This is a genomic window from Bacillota bacterium (genome assembly GCA_033549065.1).
Classification (GTDB): Bacteria; Bacillota; Dethiobacteria; order DTU022; family DTU022; genus JAWSUE01.
In genome coordinates this window covers 106,324-124,982 of sequence record JAWSUE010000009.1, presented here as the reverse complement: position 1 = coordinate 124,982, position 18,659 = coordinate 106,324, and the positions used below count along the sequence as shown (strand labels likewise).

16 protein-coding genes and 1 tRNA gene are annotated in these 18,659 nt (G+C 44.0%); 6 read left to right on the top strand and 11 right to left on the bottom strand.

Going from position 1 to position 18,659, the window contains the following annotated elements; all coding sequences use genetic code 11:
- Window positions 1–3: 3 nt before the first annotated feature.
- The 10 genes from SCJ97_07905 to SCJ97_07860 are packed head-to-tail and all read right to left on the bottom strand — an operon-like array spanning window position 4 to window position 7,599.
- Entirely contained in the window at window positions 4–2,001 is a 1,998-nt protein-coding gene (locus SCJ97_07905) for a proton-conducting transporter membrane subunit (protein ID MDW7739961.1), read from the bottom strand.
- A 3-nt stretch (window positions 2,002–2,004) separates the two neighbouring features.
- Window positions 2,005–3,495 carry a monovalent cation/H+ antiporter subunit D family protein gene (locus SCJ97_07900; protein MDW7739960.1) on the bottom strand — a complete coding sequence of 497 codons (1,491 nt, stop codon included), beginning with the start codon at window positions 3,493–3,495 and terminating at the stop codon, window positions 2,005–2,007.
- Between the two features lie 34 nt (window positions 3,496–3,529).
- Window positions 3,530–3,850, bottom strand: coding sequence for a hydrogen gas-evolving membrane-bound hydrogenase subunit E (mbhE, locus tag SCJ97_07895; GenBank protein MDW7739959.1), 321 nt, complete (start codon window positions 3,848–3,850; stop codon window positions 3,530–3,532).
- Complete coding sequence (locus SCJ97_07890) at window positions 3,847–4,086, bottom strand: hydrogenase subunit MbhD domain-containing protein (GenBank protein MDW7739958.1); 240 nt, start codon at window positions 4,084–4,086, stop codon at window positions 3,847–3,849. Before SCJ97_07890 ends, mbhE begins: the two co-directional genes overlap by 4 nt.
- Window positions 4,086–4,481 (bottom strand): monovalent cation/H(+) antiporter subunit G, encoded by a 396-nt coding sequence (gene mnhG / locus SCJ97_07885; GenBank protein ID MDW7739957.1) that lies wholly within the window; start codon window positions 4,479–4,481, stop codon window positions 4,086–4,088. Before mnhG ends, SCJ97_07890 begins: the two co-directional genes overlap by 1 nt.
- A gap of 37 nt (window positions 4,482–4,518) precedes the next feature.
- Window positions 4,519–4,785, bottom strand: a complete 267-nt coding sequence (locus tag SCJ97_07880; protein MDW7739956.1) for a monovalent cation/H+ antiporter complex subunit F — start codon at window positions 4,783–4,785, stop codon at window positions 4,519–4,521.
- Complete coding sequence (locus SCJ97_07875) at window positions 4,782–5,294, bottom strand: Na+/H+ antiporter subunit E (protein MDW7739955.1); 513 nt, start codon at window positions 5,292–5,294, stop codon at window positions 4,782–4,784. Before SCJ97_07875 ends, SCJ97_07880 begins: the two co-directional genes overlap by 4 nt.
- A gap of 32 nt (window positions 5,295–5,326) precedes the next feature.
- Window positions 5,327–6,826, bottom strand: coding sequence for a monovalent cation/H+ antiporter subunit D family protein (locus SCJ97_07870; GenBank protein ID MDW7739954.1), 1,500 nt, complete (start codon window positions 6,824–6,826; stop codon window positions 5,327–5,329).
- Between the two features lie 14 nt (window positions 6,827–6,840).
- On the bottom strand, window positions 6,841–7,200 hold the full coding sequence (locus SCJ97_07865; GenBank protein MDW7739953.1) for a cation:proton antiporter subunit C: 360 nt from the start codon (window positions 7,198–7,200) through the stop codon (window positions 6,841–6,843).
- A 3-nt stretch (window positions 7,201–7,203) separates the two neighbouring features.
- Entirely contained in the window at window positions 7,204–7,599 is a 396-nt protein-coding gene (locus SCJ97_07860) for an MnhB domain-containing protein (GenBank protein ID MDW7739952.1), read from the bottom strand.
- A gap of 294 nt (window positions 7,600–7,893) precedes the next feature.
- Here SCJ97_07860 and SCJ97_07855 point away from each other — a divergent pair, with 294 nt between their 5' ends.
- The 6 genes from SCJ97_07855 to SCJ97_07830 all read left to right on the top strand — a co-directional run bounded on the left by SCJ97_07855 (window position 7,894) and on the right by SCJ97_07830 (window position 18,362).
- Window positions 7,894–10,047, top strand: a complete 2,154-nt coding sequence (locus tag SCJ97_07855) for a proton-conducting transporter membrane subunit (GenBank protein ID MDW7739951.1) — start codon at window positions 7,894–7,896, stop codon at window positions 10,045–10,047.
- Between the two features lie 34 nt (window positions 10,048–10,081).
- Window positions 10,082–11,554: a monovalent cation/H+ antiporter subunit D family protein gene (locus tag SCJ97_07850; GenBank protein MDW7739950.1), complete on the top strand. Its 1,473-nt coding sequence runs from the start codon at window positions 10,082–10,084 to the stop codon at window positions 11,552–11,554.
- A 22-nt stretch (window positions 11,555–11,576) separates the two neighbouring features.
- The gene (locus SCJ97_07845) at window positions 11,577–13,052 is read left to right on the top strand and encodes a proton-conducting transporter membrane subunit (GenBank protein ID MDW7739949.1); all 1,476 of its coding nucleotides are present in this window, start codon (window positions 11,577–11,579) and stop codon (window positions 13,050–13,052) included.
- Between the two features lie 68 nt (window positions 13,053–13,120).
- Window positions 13,121–14,671, top strand: coding sequence for a proton-conducting transporter membrane subunit (locus SCJ97_07840; protein ID MDW7739948.1), 1,551 nt, complete (start codon window positions 13,121–13,123; stop codon window positions 14,669–14,671).
- Window positions 14,672–14,746: 75 nt separating this feature from the next.
- Window positions 14,747–16,927 carry a proton-conducting transporter membrane subunit gene (locus tag SCJ97_07835; protein MDW7739947.1) on the top strand — a complete coding sequence of 727 codons (2,181 nt, stop codon included), beginning with the start codon at window positions 14,747–14,749 and terminating at the stop codon, window positions 16,925–16,927.
- A 91-nt stretch (window positions 16,928–17,018) separates the two neighbouring features.
- Window positions 17,019–18,362, top strand: coding sequence for an MmgE/PrpD family protein (locus SCJ97_07830; GenBank protein MDW7739946.1), 1,344 nt, complete (start codon window positions 17,019–17,021; stop codon window positions 18,360–18,362).
- Window positions 18,363–18,480: 118 nt separating this feature from the next.
- Here the strand turns inward: SCJ97_07830 and SCJ97_07825 are convergent.
- Window positions 18,481–18,555, bottom strand: a tRNA-Val gene (locus SCJ97_07825).
- Window positions 18,556–18,659 lie beyond the last annotated feature (104 nt).

Genomic DNA, 18,659 nt, shown 5'->3' with positions numbered 1-18,659 from the left:
TGTTTATAAATTAAATATCTTCAGCCCAAAGCGCAGATAAAATACAACGATTAAAATTACACTGAAGGAAACGATCACGAGCATCATATCGAAATCGATGTTGCTTATATTGATCGACCTGAAGATTGCCTTTTGACCTGGCCGGTAATCTACCGATTGAAGGAATGTAAATATTCTACGGTAAAGTATTTCAAACAGCCTGTTTAAGATGTTCTGAATGGCTACGAAGGGTAGGGTAATTATGATCCAGAAGATTATTGCTAACTTGCCAACCAGGCTACCAAGAAATTCTAGCCCGAGCCAGTAAGGAACACGAAGGCGATATACATTCGTCTTCTGAGCTATATAGAAAAAGCCTGCACCCAGTACCAGGGCAATGGCTACGGCTCCGAGATCTTCAAACTTCCAGAAGTTGCTCTTGGCCAGGTAACTAACCAGGTAAGAATCAAGAGTAAAGGTGCTCAATGATGGAACAACTAATTTGTTAAGGATCAGGTTTGGTGAAAAACCGATAAAGAGCATACTTGCAGCTAAGGTCCCCATCCCGACCTTCATCAAAAGGGGTTCTTTACTCACTTCAGGCAGGCTGTCAGGAGCAGGTCTCCAGAATGTGAAGTAAAGAAACTTGAGGAAGTAACAGACTGTTCCCGCGCTGGTCAGGGTGAATATTTTTTCAGCGATAAAAAGCGAGTAGACATGGTGATGTTCGTAAGCCTCGACAATTGCGTGGTGCAGCAGGGTTTTACTGGCATAACCGTTAAAAAGGGGCATACCCACTATACCGAGCGATGCAATCAGTACCACTACAGAGGTGAAGGGCATCCTATATCTTAATCCGCCAAGTTTATTCATATCCAGTTCACCGGTCATATAAACAATTGCTCCGGCAGCAAGGAAGAGAGTGGATTTAAAGAAGGCATGGTTAATAATATGATAGGCAGAACCTCCAAGTCCCATTGCCCCTTCATATCCCAAATAGGCGGCAACGCCTATACCCATTATGATATAACCAATTTGGCTGATACTGCTGCAGGCTAACATTTTTTTAATGTTGTTCTGGAGGAGAGCAATGCATGCTCCAAAAAACATGGTTATAATTCCCAGCCAGATGATCACAAATCCTGCATCAGATACAACTGACCAGAGGCTCTCTACACCGGCTGCCAGATTTTCCATCGAGAGGAGGTTTGCATCCGGAGTGTAAAGCATGGTTAAAGTTCTGATTATCCCGTATGCACCCGTTTTGATCATGATCCCCGAAAGGAGTGCGCTGGCAGGTGCCGGTGCTACCGGGTGAGCCAGTGGAAGCCAGATATGCAGGGGCACCATACCAGCCTTGATCCCGAACCCGATAATCAGCAGCAGTCCGGCTAATAATAGATAGTTATTAATACCTTCTACCAAACCGGGCAGCTGGGTTATGGACAAAGTACCGGTGTTAAAATAAATAAGTCCGATTCCGGTAAGCAGACACATTCCGCCGAAAATGCCAAGATAAAGATAGATATGGCCGGCGCTGAATGCTTCCCGGGTCTGGGTATGAATAACCAAAACATATGAAGCCAGCGACATTAATTCGAAGAACAGCAAAAGCGTTAATAGATCTCCAGCCAGGGGCACGCCAACTGTTCCTGCAAGCGTAAGCATGAAAAATATGAAGAATCGTCCCTGGTCATGCTCATGGTTCATATATTCCAGGGCGAACACAGTAGCCATCAACCAGATAAATGAGGCAAGAAGGGCGATCAGGAAACCGAGGCCGTCAACCCTGAAAGTAAGACCGAGGGGGGTTACAATCATCTCTAAGTCCAGGACAAGTGTAATGCCTTTTGATATATCGGGATACATCATGACAACTGCGACCAGTGTTCCAGCTGATCCGATTAAAGACCAACTGTTGCGCCACCAGGCAACCTGTTTGGCACAGGTAATCATTACAAAAGAGAAGAGAGGAACAAGTACGGCAATCAATGGTAAGTATGAAATTGTTTCCTGGGGCATGGTTTAATTACCTCCTGCGTAGAACAGGTAGTTTGCGATATCGTTGAAAAATGGCACTGTCAGCTGCAGGTTAGTCCCGACTATAAGGCATCCGGCTACCAGTACTAATATTGGAATTAGCATGGTAAGTGGTGCTTCAGGTCCTTTAACCGCCTTGAAATCCCCCTCTTTAAAGAAAGCGTTTATGACAATGGGCAGGAAATAAGCGGCATTCAAAAGAGCGCTTCCGATTAAAACTACTATAAAAATCCAGGCTCCGCTTTCCAGGCTACCCTGGATCAGGTACCATTTGGAGATAAACCCGTTTACCGGAGGAATTCCGATCATTCCTATACTGGCTATGGCAAATGCGATCATGGTAAGCGGCATCTGCTTTCCAAGACCGTTAAGTTCGCTGATTTTCTTTTTGCCTGTAACGGTGATAATTGCCCCGGCACAGAAAAAGAGAGTTATTTTGAGCAGTGCATGATTGATGATGTGCAGTAGCCCTCCAGCCAGCCCGATTGAGCTAAAAAGACCTGCGCCGAGAGTTATATAGCCGAGCTGGCTGATAGTTGAAAAGGCGAGCCGACGCTTAAGAACATCCTGCTGCATGGCTATAATGGAGGCAACAAGAATTGTCACGGAAACCAGACCGGCCACAAAATAACCCATTTGCAGGCCAATTAAAGCAGTGATCCCGAATATAGAGTACATTACCCTCAGTATGCCGAATACACCCGATTTGACAACAGCGACGGCATGGAGAAGAGCGCTGACCGGGGTGGGTGCAGCCATTGCAGCAGGCAGCCAGGCGTGGAGAGGCATCACTGCCGCTTTAACTCCGAATCCCAGAATAAAAGAGACAAAAGTCAATCTCCATAACAGCAGGGATCCTGAGGAAACATTGACAATACCACCTCTGACGAACTCGAGGGTTCCCATGTTTCCATAGGTGATAATCAATCCGATTAATATTAGTCCGGCTCCGACAAAGCTGTAAATGATATACTTGATACCGGCTTTTTTGGCCTCATCATTTCCTTCATGAACAACGAGCGGGTAGGTGAAAATAGTTAAAAACTCGTAAAAGATATACAGAGTAAGCAGGTTTGCCGATAGGGCAATACCCATGGTCATACCCAGGGAAAGAAGGTAAAAAATGAAGTAACGCCGCCGGTTATGTTCATGGGCCATATACCCTGTGGAGTAAACAACCGAGAAAAACCAGAGTATTCCAGCAGTACCGCCAAAAAGAGCGGCTAAAGGATCGACCCGAAGCTTTATTTCCAATCCGGGGGTTATTTGATGTAAGAGTAATTCCCAACTTCCATTGTAATAATAGTGGAAGAGGATAATTACCATTGCAACTGCGCTGATCAGGCTGACGATTACGGCCAGAGGATTCCGGAGACGATCATTATTTTCTTTAGCCAATCCGGTAATTAGTGCTCCCAATATTGGAAAGACAATCATGAAAAGAGGCAGGTACAATATATATTCCGTATAGTCCATCTTGGATTCGTCCTCTCCCGACAGGTTAGATAAATTAGTGGTTTTTGTCCTCTTTCTCTTTATGGTTGGCTGTGCTGGTACCCCATACCAACATAATTGCTATAACCCCTGAGAACAGAACCGTAGATTCCAACAGGGTATCGTAGCCCCTGTAGTCGAGAAGAATATTGGCAACCATATTGGTGCCGCCGCTTTCTTCGACACCTTTATAAACATAACGCTCATAAACATAATTATTGGAAGGATTGTCGATATTTCCGTAGACAGGCATCTCTGTAACTGCAAGCATCAGCATGAAAGATATCATACCAACCAGGATGACAGTCATCGTATAAAAAATTATCTTGCCGATCATTCAGGGCGCCTCCCCACTTTGGTTACAACGGTAACCATTAATACTGTCATACCGATACCAACAGCAGCTTCGGTGATAGCAAGGTCGGGAGAGTTCAGCTGCTGCCAGATCAACGACATGACCATACTGTATGCGCCAAAGATAATAACGATGTAGAGGAGATCGTTAAAAACAAAAATTGAAAATGCGGTAACGATTAATACCAGCAGTAACAAGACCATAAGAACGTCAATCATCAGATGCTTTCTCCCCCTTTCTCATTACTCATCATTTCATCAAGCTGATGTCTTCTTCTGCGGCGCTGCGCTGCTACGTAGTCATTTATCAGAAAACTGCCTTCAGCCATCGGTGTACCCCTGTTATACGCTGTTTTAGCGATAAGGTGAGTGATCACCGGGTTGATAGTGGCGATCATGATCAAAATTAAGATCAGCTTGGTAACGTTGGTAATATCGCTGATAAAGAGCATTAAACCGATCAGGATCATCCCGGTCCCCAGGGTGTCGCACTTACCCATGGCATGCATGCGGGTAAATACATCGGGCAGGCGGATCAATCCGACCACGCCGACTATTAAAAAGAAGAGACCACCAAAAATAAAAAATAAGGCTATATATTGTAAAAGGGTCATTCGAATCACTCCAATCCCAGGCAGATAAAACCTGTGATTAAATAATATGTCCTTCACGCAGTAGCTTCAGTATACAGAGGGTTCCGATAAAAACCCCCAATACAAAAACAAAGGCTACGTCTATGTAATAATAACTTTTATCGATGAACGAAAAGATCAAGATGATGAGAACGACGTTGGTAGTAATCATATTCATGGCAACGATTCTGTCCAGCGCTGTTGGGCCGCTGTATGCGCGGGCTATAGCCAGCAAAGATATAATCAATAAAACTACAACAACTCCATATAGAATGGAAGTAATCATTTTCTATACTCACCCTCCAGTTCCATCAGTCTCTGATACAAGGGCCATTCTTCCAACCCATGAGCAACTTCTTCCGTTAAGGCATGGACGATCAAAAGGTTATCTTCAAGCTCAACGGTGATTGTTCCCGGAGTCAGGGTGATAGAATTAACATATAAAACTCTGACCAGGCTTCTTTCAAGATCACAACGCATGATCACGATGCCCGGTGATATTGGGAGTCGGGGGTTCAACACGATCATGGCCACGTTGATGTTTGCCAGCACAATATCAATGCCGAGTTTAATGAAGTAAACTATCAGCAGATAGAACTGTTTGATTGTAAAACTTGTTTTATATTCTCCCGGTATGTGGAGATTGCTCCAGAAAACAGCCAGGGCACCGCTGAATATGACTCCGACCAGGATATGCTGCCAGCTTACGCTTGCTGAGATGAGAAGCCAGAAAACCATCAGCAGTGAGAATATGAAGAGAGATCCCAATAGATCACTTTTTATCCGTTCAATCACTGCGTTCACCTCCCGACGATATTTATCTAAATTTAGAGCAGACGCGTAATAGTCTGGTTAATAAAATCAAGTGTACCACCCGGGAAAATTCCGAGATAAATGATACCCAGGGCTACAAGAACAATCGGCACCAACATACTCAATGGAACCTGGTCTCGCTTAAATACTTTTGCTGTGTCATGATCATCATGCCCGTCCATTGAAAAATATGCCTGACCGATGATCGGGAAATAGTATGTTGCATTTAACAAACCGCTTAAAATTATTACAACAATTACCAGCGGTAAATCTGCTTCGAGACTGCCCAGGGCAAGTCCGTATTTGCTGATAAAACCGCCGAAAAGCGGAATACCGACCATTGAGAAGGCAGCGACAGTGAAAGCTCCCATCGTGATCGGCATACTGTAACCCAGCCCTGAAAACTGGTTAACCTGCTTGCGGCCGGTCTGGTAATACACTGCACCTGTACAAAGGAAGAGACAGGTCTTCATAAAGGCGTGGACAACAATATGAAGCATTCCGGCAGCCATACCCCAGGGAGTTCCCAGGCCTATACCGAGGAAAACATAACCAATCTGGGCCACGGTAGAATAGGCAAGCCGTCTTTTAGTTTCGATCTGCACAAAGGCAAAAAATGAACCGGCAAGCATGGCAATAATCGCTAAAACCAGGATTAGATGCCGGATAAAAGTTTCGTGGAATATTTCCAGGCCGAAAGCGATAAATAAAATCTTCAGGAAAGCAATTATATAGACCTTCACAACCAGGCTGGATAAAACTGCACTTGAAGGAGAGGCAGCGGAAGAATGCGCATCAGGCAGCCAGAGGTGGAGGGGAAAGAGCGCCGATTTAACTCCGAAGCCAACGACAAAGAAGCTGAGTGCAGTCCAGATCAGGAATGGGTATGAATCCTTCACCAGAGCAAGTTCCTGTGCGATAAAAGTCAGGTTCAGGTTACCGGTTATCATATAAATAAAACCTATTCCGAAGAGGATAAAGCCCGAACCGATTGTTGCCAGAAGCAGGTACTTCAGTGCAGCTTCTGTAGAAAGTCTGGTGCCTTTACTGGCAACCAGGGCACAGGCGCTCAAGCCTGTAACCTCTATAAAGACATACATATTAAAGATATCATTTGTAATAACCAGGCCCATCATCCCTGCCAGGCAGAGCATATAAGCCGTATAGTACCATCCTGTTACCATACTTTCCAATTCATGCTTGATAGCAGCGAAACTGTAGATAAGTATTGCGAATGCCAATCCCGAGAGCAGCATAAGCATCATACTGGAGAGAGAATCAACAACTATTTCGATGCCCCATGGGGGCTGCCAGCCGGATACGGCATAATGTATAACGTTACCCTGCCTGATATGGTAGCCGATTACCAGAGTGGTAGAAAAAACAGCGCCGGTTACAACTGTTGCCAGAGGAGCACAGAATTCTCTTTTCCATCTCGCCAGAACGGGCATACAAAAAGAGGCGATCAAAGTACCGATGACGCAGAGAAAGGGTAGTTTCGAAAAGGGGTCCATAAGTGTGTTCACCTCTATTTCATTTTCATGAAGTTTGGAGCGCTGATTGTACCGTAATAAATATAGAGCTTGACAATTAATGCCAGGGCAAAAGCGGTAACGCTGAAACTAACGACAATACCTGTCAGCATCAAACATGAAGGAAGCGGGTTAATATAGATAACATCTGTAAGCTGGGGATCATAGATGGGGGGGACTCCGCCATGTATATTACCGACAACTATAAAAAATAAGAAGATTGCAGTTTGAATTATATTAATTCCAATTACTTTCTTTATCAGGTTATGCTGAGTTAAAACAATCAAGGTGCCCATTGAAAAGAGAATGATGGTAACAAAGTAAGGGAAGTTAACGATAAGCAGTTCGAAATTCACCGGTTAGGCCTCCTCGCTGATCATGTAATAAATGGCTAAGATAGTGCTGGTAACGAGGATACCGATACCGAAATTTGCAACAGAAATTATTCCAACGCTGAATAAAGTTCCCGGAACACCGATCGGTCCATGTTCATGTGGAATCAGGAATTTTGAAATTTCAAGAATGCCGCCGAAACCGACAAAAATTATTGCCAGGTCGATAATCATCTGGCGGAAGCTTTTATCCCAGAGTTGGCCAAAGATCAGGATGTAAAGGAGAAATCCCAAACCGACTATCATCCCACCGGAAAAACCGCCTCCGGGTGAAAGATGACCATGCATGATAACATAAAGACCATACAGAAGAACGAAAAGAAGCATGTAGCGAAAAACAACTCTAGTCACATAATCGTGCATCTTTTCTCTCCCCCTTCCTGAACCTTATTATAAACCAACCTGTTATTTAAATTCAAAGAAAAGACAATTAGAAAATTCAGTAAGTTAAAAAATTCACAAAAAATTGCAAAAAAAATTCCCCTCTCTGCTGAACTCACTACTTTATTCTTTATCATTTTCGCTTTTCTGTCAAGTTGTTTTTATTTAATTGTATACCCTCAATTATTATATTAATTGTCCTTTCTAAAGAAGGATATTGCAATATTAAAGAGAATAAATTGCGTGATTGTGTTACTTACCGGAAGGGATTAATTAATGGCAGATATCTTCGTAATAGAGATCAGAGAAATGATAATTGTCAGCACACTGCCCCTGATGATTTTACTTATACCGATCCTTGGTTCATTTCTAATTGGTTTCACCGGACTGAAACTGTATCGTGCCCGTAATATTTTGGCAGTACTTGTTACCGGATTAACTTTGTATTTAACCGTTGAGCTCTTTTTGTTGAGCCTTCAGGGGTACAGTATCTTATACCGGCTACCTTCACTGGCCGGTATCAGTATGAATTTGAGGGTTGATCTAACCGGAAGTGTATTCGCTCTTTTTACCGCACTTATCTGGTTTTTAGCCACACTTTCTTCTGTTCCCTATATGAAACAGGAAATTCGCCAGACACGCTATTACACGTTTTTAATCTTGTCGCTCGGCGGATGCCTGGGAGTGTTTCTTAGCGGAGATTATCTGAGTTTATTTCTTTTCTTCGAACTAATGACCCTTGCAGCTTATGCACTTGTTGTCCATAACCAGGATAGCGAAGCAATGGCAGCGGGGAAAAATTATCTTTACCTGGGAGTAATCGGCGGACTTTCTTTATTATCCGGTATCATCCTGCTCAACACTTATGCCGGTTCGGTAACCATATCACCATTGATGGAGCAGTTGGCGCCGGCTGCTGAAGTTCTCCCCTTGATTGCCCTGTTAATGATTATCGGCTTTGGAGTAAAAGCAGGTATGGTGCCCCTACATATATGGCTTCCCCAGGCTCATCCGGTAGCTCCTTCTCCGGCAAGCGCCCTGCTGTCAGGAATCATGATCAAAACAGGTGCTTATGGAATCATCAGGGTTGTAACGATGTTATTTACACCGACCAGAGAACTGGCCGAGAGCGGATTATGGCATTTCTCCGAGAATCTGGGGCATGTGATCGTCTGGATGGGCATTTTGACCATGCTTCTGGCCGCCCTGATGGCTGTGCTTCAGAACAATGCAAAAACCCTTCTGGCTTACAGCAGTATCAGTCAGATGGGTTATATACTGATGGGGATCGGTGCAGCAGGTTATCTCGGGTATGACGGGCCTATGGGCTTTGGAGGTTTTTCTTACCATATTATTAACCATGCCTTCTTCAAGTCAGGCATGTTTATACTTTTTGGCATTATCTATACCCGGTTGCATGAGAAAAGGCTTGATCACCTGGGAGGTCTATGGAAACACTTTCCTGTAACCTTTGCCGCTTTTGCTGTTTGTGCGGCCGGAATAATGGGTATACCCGGTTTTAACGGGTACGTGAGTAAGACACTGCTGCATCATGCAATTGTCGAGGCATTTGAGCACCATCATCTTTGGGATCTATGGCTGGCTGAAAAGCTCTTTATGCTTACCAGTGGTTTGACAGTATGTTATATCGGTAAACTTTTTATTTCAATTTTTCTCGGTAAAGAATCCGATCAACTAAAAGGTAAGTTGTCAGGAATTAAGTTGAAGGAAAATATAGTTGAAAGATTCGTCGGTTTGGCCTATATTGCTGCAATAGTCTTTTTAGGCTTATTTTCACCGCTAATCATAAAAAAAGTTATTGTTCCCATGGCCGGCGGTTTTACCTATTCGGACTATTACCTGAATTACCTGGCTAAAACCGGTGTCTGGACCTGGCCGGATCTGTTTGGTATAGTCATAGGGTTGGGATTGGGAGCTGCTTTTTATCTGGCCTTCAAGAAGAAGGAACTATTTAGCCTTAAACTGCCGGAATATCTAAGTGTGGAAAGATCTTTATACCAGCCGGCAACTAAATTATTGGGCGAAGCGTTTACAAGAGCCGGTAAATATATTGATGATAATGTTAACTTTGGTTTTCACGGGGCACCGGGAGTATTGGTGAGAGTTTCAACCGGAGCAGATTATCTTGACGATAAAATAGCTCGTAAGGTTGGGCTGCAAGCAGTCCGTTACAGCGCATTTCTGTGGAATAAAATTTATGATTTATGGGCCGGCAATATCAGAAGAATATTTGCTGTAATTGGAAAGAACCTGAAAAGAGTCTTTATGCTGCTATTTAAATTTGATTACAGCACACGTGGTGATAAGCGGTTCCAGACTGTAAACATTTCGAATATTGACTTTGATCTTTACATTATATTGGTTGTTGTCGGCGCTATACTTGCCACCAGTTTGTTGTTTATTCTGTAAGGAACGGATATTAACCATTGCGGAGGCGATAATTTTGAACCTGGGTTTTCCTCAGCCGATCATTGCCATCATAGTACCCATTATCGGGGCAATTATTATCCGTATCCTCGATGAAGAAAAAGCAAATGCCCGTCACCTGGTTGCATTGATTTCGGTCGGCATGGTTTTTATTGCTGTTGCATCTATGCTGCCTGCCGTTTTATCGGGACAGCTAATTGAATACAGGATGATCGATTTTCTTGACGGATTGGGCATCCTGTTCAGGATAGACCTTTTGGGCATGGTTTTTGCAGTAGTATCCTCCACCCTCTGGGTTTTCGCCACTGTTTACTCTATTGGTTATATGGCTCATGAACATGAACAACGAAATTACTTTGTATTTTTTATTCTTTCCTGCAGTGCCGCCATGGGTGTGGCTTTTGCCGGCAATCTATTTACCCTCTATATCTTTTATGAATACCTGGCCATATGTACATACCCCCTGGTTGTCCATGCCGGAACAAAGGAATCGGTAAGCGCCGGTATCAAATATATCAGTTACAGCCTTGGCGGTGGAGCGCTGGTCTTTCTATCTATATTTATGATTCACGATCTGGTGGGGACCCTGGATTTCATGCCCGGGGGAATTTTAGGCGGTGTAGCTGATGAAAAAACTACACTGCTCAAAATTATTTTTGTATTACTTATTGCCGGTTTTGGCACGAAGGCTGCATTAATGCCTCTGCATTCATGGTTGCCGGGAGCAATGGTGGCACCTACACCGGTAAGCGCCCTGCTTCATGCTGTAGCTATCGTGAAAGCCGGGGTATTTGGGATTGCACGGGTTTTTCTCTCCCTTTATGGCCGTGACCTGTTGATTGAACTGAATGTAACTCACCTGCTGGCTATCGTAGTATGCTTTACTATTATTGTCGGTTCTTTTATGGCGATAAAACAAACTGTATTAAAATTGAGATTAGCTTATTCAACAATCGGGCAGTTGGGTTATATTACCCTGGGTGTTTTAATTCTTCATCCTGTAAGTATTATTGGTGGATTGATCCACATCATCAACCACGCAGTCCTAAAAATCACTCTCTTCTTCTGCGCCGGGATGATTATTACCGTAACCGGAAAGAAAAATTTAAATGAATTAAACGGGGTTGGAAGACAGATGCCCCTGACCATGCTTGCCTTTGCTGTCGGTGCTCTCGGGCTAATGGGTGTGATGCCTATCTGCGGTTATATCAGCAAGTATTATATATTAACGGGTAGCCTTGAGGCAGGAGTTCCGGTTTATGCCTATGTAATTCTGGGCAGTACATTGTTGAATGCAATATATTATCTGCCAATTATCGTTAATGCTTTCTTTAAGGAAGGAAATTTTGAAAAACAGCCGGGTTATGAAGCGCCTCTGACCATGTTGGTACCCACATTGACGCTTGCCGTTTTTGCCATTATTTTCGGCTTATTTGCGAATTATACAACAATACCTTTTATTGAAGCAGTAATCGAAGCTATTTTATAGTTTCAAGAAGGAGGGAAAGTAGTTGTCGCAAACTGAGTTGGTAAGTTCAATTGTCCCGATCCTGATAGTCTTATCTCCGATCCTTGGCAGTCTGGGAGCAATGCTGGCTGATCGCTACCGGCCGGACTGGCGAAATTTATCTATTATCGGTGGGACTCTGGTTCCTTTCCTGCTCTTAGCATATATTTACCCCTCAATTGCGGCCGGTAACTATTATTACCTGCATCTTAATATACTTCCCCCGCAGGGTATGGAATTCCGGGTTGATCTGCTGTCTGTCTACATCGGTCTGATTTTCGGTCTGTTCAGCATAATTCTTACTGTCTATACTCTTGGTTATTATCGCAATAAGGAAGAAGGAAAGAAATTTTTCTACTTTTTCCTGCTGGCAATTGGTGGCTGTTTCGGAGTGGCCTTGAGCGGCAATATGTTCACTTTCTTTATCTTTTTTGAATTTATGTCACTCATGTTTTTCCCCATGGTTTCTTACAAGTCAACTCCCGAAGCCCAGGCGGCAGGCCTGAAATTTTTCTTTATGACCATCATTGCCGGTGTAGCTTTATTCTGGGCGGTTGTCATTGTATATAATTCAACTGGGACCCTGGCTTTCGGTTCCGGGGGGCTGGTTTCTTCAGCGACTCCCTTGTTACTTGTCGCATTTATCGGATTCATGATCAGCTTCGGGATAAAAGCGGCAATGGTTCCCTTCCATTTCTGGATACCGGATGCTTATGCCAATGCCCCGACTCCGGCGGCGGCTATTTCTTCTGCCATGATGCTGAAAACCGGGGTGTTGGGTTTAATACGGGTATTCCATGATATTTACGGGATTTCATTTATTCAGGATGTCGGTTGGAATAAAATCATCCTGGTTCTTGCCCTGGTCAGTATGCTTTACGGTTCCATCTGCGCTTTTGCCCAGGATGATTTTAACCGTCGGTTAGCCTATTCCGGTGTTGCCCAGGTCGGCTATATATTATTGGGGTTGTCCCTGTTGACCGAGTTTGCCTTCGTCGGGGCGCTTTATCACATTATGGCTCATGCATTTATGAAAGGATGTATGTTTTTGTGTGCCGGGGTTATCTATGTGAATACGGGTAAAACGAAGATCAGCGAGCTCAGGGGTGTGGGCCTGCAGATGCCGGTTACCATGTTTGCCTTTACCATCGCGTCAGTTAGTGCTGTTGGTATCCCGCCCTTTAACGTATTTGTCAGCAAATGGCATATAGGTTATGGGGCACTGCAGGCAGGCCTACCATTCGTAATTATATTGCTGCTGATCAGCAGTTTTTTAAATGCAGCGTATTACTTTCCAATTTCGATTAATGCTTTTCTGGGCTGCCGGGAGCTAAAGAATATTGAAAGGCAGAGACTCCGTCTGCAGCCACTGCGTATTATACCGGTTATAGTTTTAGCTTTGGGAGCGGCTGTTTTTACCCTGGCTCCATACAACTGGCCGCTGGAACTGGCCAGGTCAATTGCCCAAATCTATTTTTAAGTTTAAGATAGAAAACATTGGATTTGTTTATGTTTCAGGCAGTTTATGATTTACGGGGGTGAGTTAAATTGGAATATGAAGTTGTCCATACATTTTTACCGGCAATCATCATCTTTGTTCCAATTATAGCGGGGATAGCCTTGTTTTTATTTCCAAACAAGCTTTATCCCTATAAAGAATATATTTGTATTGGTGTTACCGGCTTATTTTTTGTTCTCGTTCTCAGTATGTATCCGGCAATAAAAAATGGTAACATATTGCTCGGCATATTCCAGTACTTCTCATTTCCACTTTCAATCTCATTTAAAGTCGATCCGGTGACAATATTTCTGGGGATCTTTTTCTCCTTCGTCTGGTTTATGGCTGCCTGCTTTTCTCCCGGCTACATGTCACATGAGCATAAAAAAGAACGCTACTATGCATTTTTCCTGATGGCAGAAGGTGGGTGCATGGGTACAATCTTTGCCGGAGACTTATTAGGTTTGTTTTTATTCTTTGAATTCATGGCTTTAACAACATATGTTTTGATCGCCCATGAAGAAACACCGGTTACCATGTTTGCCGGCGCCAAATATTTGTATATGACGGTTGGCGGCGGGCTTTCAGTCTTTTTCGGTCTTTTAATAACTTTTTATTTAACCGGCACGGTAACTTTTACGAGACCGGGTTTAATTACTGAAGCTTCACCTCTTGCCACTGCTGCATTTGTCGGGTTTATGATTGGTTTCGGCTTAAAAGCAGGTATGTTTCCTGTTCATGTCTGGTTGCCGGATGCTCATCCGGCAGCGCCTTCCCCGGTTAGTGCAGCTCTCTCCGGAATCATGCTTAAAACCGGTATTTACGGAATGATCCGGGTAGTATTTAACATCTATAATCCTGAATTCATTGCCAGTGTTAACTGGGATACGGTTATGCTTGTCTTTGCAGGGATCACGATCCTGTTGGGTTCTGCTATGGCCTTGCTACAGGATGATTTAAAAAGGCGGCTGGCCTATTCGAGTATTGCCCAGATCGGTTACATAGCCATGGGTATTTTCCTGTTAAATGAATCAGGAATGGCCGGAGGTCTATATCACCTATTCACCCATGCTTTCATGAAAGGCCTGCTCTTCCTGTGTGCCGGAGCAATTATTGTCCAGACCGGAATAAGGAATATCAGCCAGATGAAAGGAATCGGTTTGAAGATGCCGCTGACCATGACCTTCTTTACCATTGCTTCCGTAACCATGGTCGGGATTCCGCCATTTAATGGTTTTATCAGTAAATGGCAGCTTTCAATAGCATCACTTGAAGCCGGACAGCCAATATTTGTAGCGATATTAATTATCAGCAGCCTGCTTAACGCGGCATATTACTTTCCGATCGTCATAACCGCTTTCTTCCCGGGTGAAAAGAGCGGTCATCATGGCGACAGTCATGGAGAGGAAGATGATTCCGGGCACCTTAAATCTGATAGCGGTTCTCTTATTAAAAACGGGATACGCTGGCAGGAAGCTCCCTGGCATATGCTTGTACCGATGGGATTACTGGCTGTTGGCTGTGTAGCTTTTGCCCTGATGCCTTTCAACTGGCCATGGGATCTGGCGCTTGCTGCTGCGAAATCTTTGTTTAGCATGTAATAGGTCTTCTATCAAATAATATATTCTTCACAGCTGGTTAGACGATCCGCCTGATCCCAAAGGAGTATAAATCAGATGAGCGGAGTTGTAAATGAAAACACAATAACCAGCAGTCTCCCACTGGCAATTGTATTAATTCCGATTCTTGGAGCGGCAGCAACAACGTACGTGAGTCGCTACTCCGAGAAATATCGGGATTATCTCATGCTGGCGATAACTGCGCTGGTTTTTCTTCTTTCTGCGGCACTTTTTTATTACAGCTGGCAGGAAGTGGTTACATTCAGGGTTCCGATTGGCCTGGGTGATTTTTCTCTGCAGTTCAGGGTTGATCGGTTAGGGTCTGTATTCAATTTATTATCTGCCCTTATCTGGTTTTTGGCATCTGTATTTTCGATTTCTTACATGACTCACGAGGGTAGAAGAACCCGTTATTATGCATTTTATCTGCTAACCCTGGGTGGCTGCCTGGGAGTTTTTCTAACAGCGGATCTCTTCAGCCTTTTTTTATTCTTCGAATTAATGTCCATCGCTTCTTACCTGCTGGTTATACATAACCAGAGTGAAGAAGCTCTCAAAGCCGGACGCCTATACTTGTTTCTCGGGGTTGCAGGTGGCCTCTCTATCCTGACTGCGGCCATAATGATCTACTGGTTTACCGGCACAATGATGCTTAATCCCATGCTCGATTCACTGATTGTTTTACCTGCAAGAACTTTGATTGCCGTATTGTTAATCATTGGATTCGGCATAAAGGCCGGGATGGTCCCCCTGCACATCTGGCTGCCAAAAGCTCACCCGGTAGCGCCTTCTCCGGCGAGCGCCCTGCTCTCAGGGATCATGATCAAAACCGGAGCGTACGGGATAATCAGGGTAGTAACAGTCCTTTATACACCCGTTGATGGACATGGTTCCAGCCTGTGGTATTATACTGAAAGCTTTGGGTTTATTCTAATCTGGTTCGGCATCTTGACCATGTTTTCTGCGGCCTTCATGGCGCTTTTTCAGAGCAATGCGAAGCGAATTCTCGCCTACAGCAGCGTTAGCCAGATGGGTTATATCCTGATGGGTATCGGGGCATGTGCTTATTTGGCCTACGAAGGACCGATGGCTTTTGGAGGATTTACTCTCCATATTGTTAATCATGCCTTCTTCAAGGCCGGTATGTTTATGATGGTCGGGGCAGTCTATTTCCGGACAGGAGAAATTGAAATTAACCGTCTTGGGGGATTGTGGAAGGATTTCCCGGTAACCTCTGTTGTATTCTTGCTGGCAGCGATGGGTATTGCCGGTATACCAGGGTTAAATGGCTATACAAGTAAAGTCCTTCTGCATCATGCAATAGTGGAAGCCTTTGAACATCACCATAATTATTCTCTCTACTGGGCAGAAAAAATATTTATGCTTACCGGAGCAATGACGACCTGCTATATCGCCCGACTCTTCAGTTCTATTTTTCTGGGCCGGAAACCTGAAAATCTTGTTGCCCGGGGTAAGGAACCCTGGAATGAAAGAGCTGTTTTTATTATAATCGGTGCAGTGATTCTTTTTATTGGTTTAAATCCCTTTTATGTTCTGAAAAAACTGGTTGGACCTCTAGTAGGGGCTTTTCCATTCGATGAATATTCATTCAACTACCTGCTTAAAGTTAATTTCTGGGATATCCATGATCTGCAGGGTATGGCTGTTGTAATCGCTATGGCTGCCGTAATATTTATCTTGGGTAACAAGTTTAAACTTTTTACATTTCGCTTTCCGGACTGGCTAAGTATCGAGCAGTCGATATACAGACCTATAGTTAGTGGATTGATGTTAATTTATACCGGGTGTGGCCGTATACTGGAAACCGGAGTTGACAGTTTTTATGTTAACAGTCCAAGGTTGTTGACATATTACTGTATTGGTGGAAGATTACTGGAAGATGCGGCAGAAGGTTTAATTGTAGGAAGTCTCGGCCCGCTTAAAAAGTGGAGCTATGCAATAGGATCCCTGGAGAAGAATGGACCATTTTTCAGGTCACTCTTATCTCAGGTAACAATGGTATTATTGTTTATTTATGATACATGGCTTCATCTGATAAGGGCCTTTTTCCATAAATCGAAAGAGATAGTTCTATCGATCTTTTTCTTTACATTCAAAATGGATTACAAACCAAAGGGTAAATTATTTATGCTTGTCAACACTGCAAATTTTGAGTACTACCTGGTTATCTTTTTTATGGTATTAATTATTATTATGTCGTTGCAGCTATTCAGGTAGCAGTGTAATATTAGGAAGGAAAGGCTATTTAAAATAAAGGATACTTTTGTCGGCTACAGTCGGCTTCAGAAAAGAAAAGAGGTAGATTCAAATGATCGAAAAAGTATTGGCAAAATTTGCCAAGGAAGCAACTTATGACACTCTGCCCAAGGAAGTCCTGCACCAGGCCAGAATATGCCTGCTGGACCTGGTAGGTGTAGCCTGTGCAGGCGCTACAGCACTTCCCGGGCATGTAGTGACAGAAATAATAGAAGAGGCCGGGGGATCTCCGCAGGCTGTTTTAATTGGCAGAAAAGAGAAAGTGCCGGCCTTGAACGCCGCCCTGGGTAACGGTTTATATGCACACGGTCTGGAACTGGATGATCTGCATCGGACATCAATCTTACGACCCGGGTCTCCGATCATACCGGCTGCCCTTGCTGCGGCTGAAAAATATGGGGCATCGGGAAAGGATCTGCTAACAGCGATTGTTGTTGGCTATGAAGTAGGTATCCGCATTGCTGAAGCGATGACACCGACTCACTATAACTTCTGGCATACCACCGGAACATGCGGCACATTTGCCGCGGCTATAGCGGCCGGCAAGGTAATGGGTTTGGACGAGGAACAGCTAATCAATGCACTGGGGCATGCCGGTACCCAGGCGGCCGGTTTGATGGAGCTGCATTACAGCCCGGAAGGGATGATGAGCAAACCCTTGCATGCCAGTAAGGCTGCCCAGAATGGCCTCTTTTCGGCCATGCTAGCAGCCGGAGGATATACATCAACCAAGACAATCCTATCCGGAGAAAAAGGTTTCCTTCGTGTTTTTGCTCCAACAGCCAAAATCGAGAAGATCATTGAAGGATTGAATGAAGAATTTAAAATTATGGATATCAGTTTCCGTTTATATGCCTCGACCCGCCATACCCATGCCGGAATTGACCTTGGTCTGAGGCTGCGTGAAAAAGGCATAAAACCGGAAGATATTGAAATTTTAAGAATCCAAACTTATTCTGTGGCCAGGGACCTCGTTGGTGAACCATTCCCGGAAACTATTTATGAGGCAAAATTCAGCCTCCCGTTCTGCGTTTCCACTGCATTGGTTTATGGCCATGTCGGTATAGAAGATTTCACAGACGAGCGGATAAATGATCCTGTTCTTGAAGAACTGATGAGCCACTGCACAGTTGAAATCGATCCCCTGCTTGATGCTCATTATCCTGATAAGTGGGCGGCCAAGTTGAATGTCATACTGTGTAACGGAACAGTGATACATGAACAGACCGACTTTCCGAAGGGTGATCCGGAAAACAAGCTTTCCCTTGATGATCTGCATACAAAATTTCGCAGACTCTGCTCCCTTCTGCTGCCTCCCAGTAAAATTGAAGCCTGGCTGGAGCAGATAATGAAAGTTGACACATTTGATAATATCGCTGACATGTGGCATATCTAAATCATAAATAATGTCAGGGGGACGGGGTTGTTGACAACAATAATTAAAAAAAGTTGTCAACAACCCCGTCCCCCTGACAATAAAGAAATAAACCGGGAATATATTCCCGGTTTATTTATGGTGCGCCTGAATGGATTTGAACCAGTGGCCTCCTGCGTGTCAAGCAGGCGCTCTCCCCCTGAGCTACAGGCGCAGGTAAATGATGCTAAGTGCAAAATTATTTTAGCATCTCCTCTGCACCGGTGTCAAGAAAACAGGGCATCCAAACCTGTAAATATATTGATTTATATGCTATTA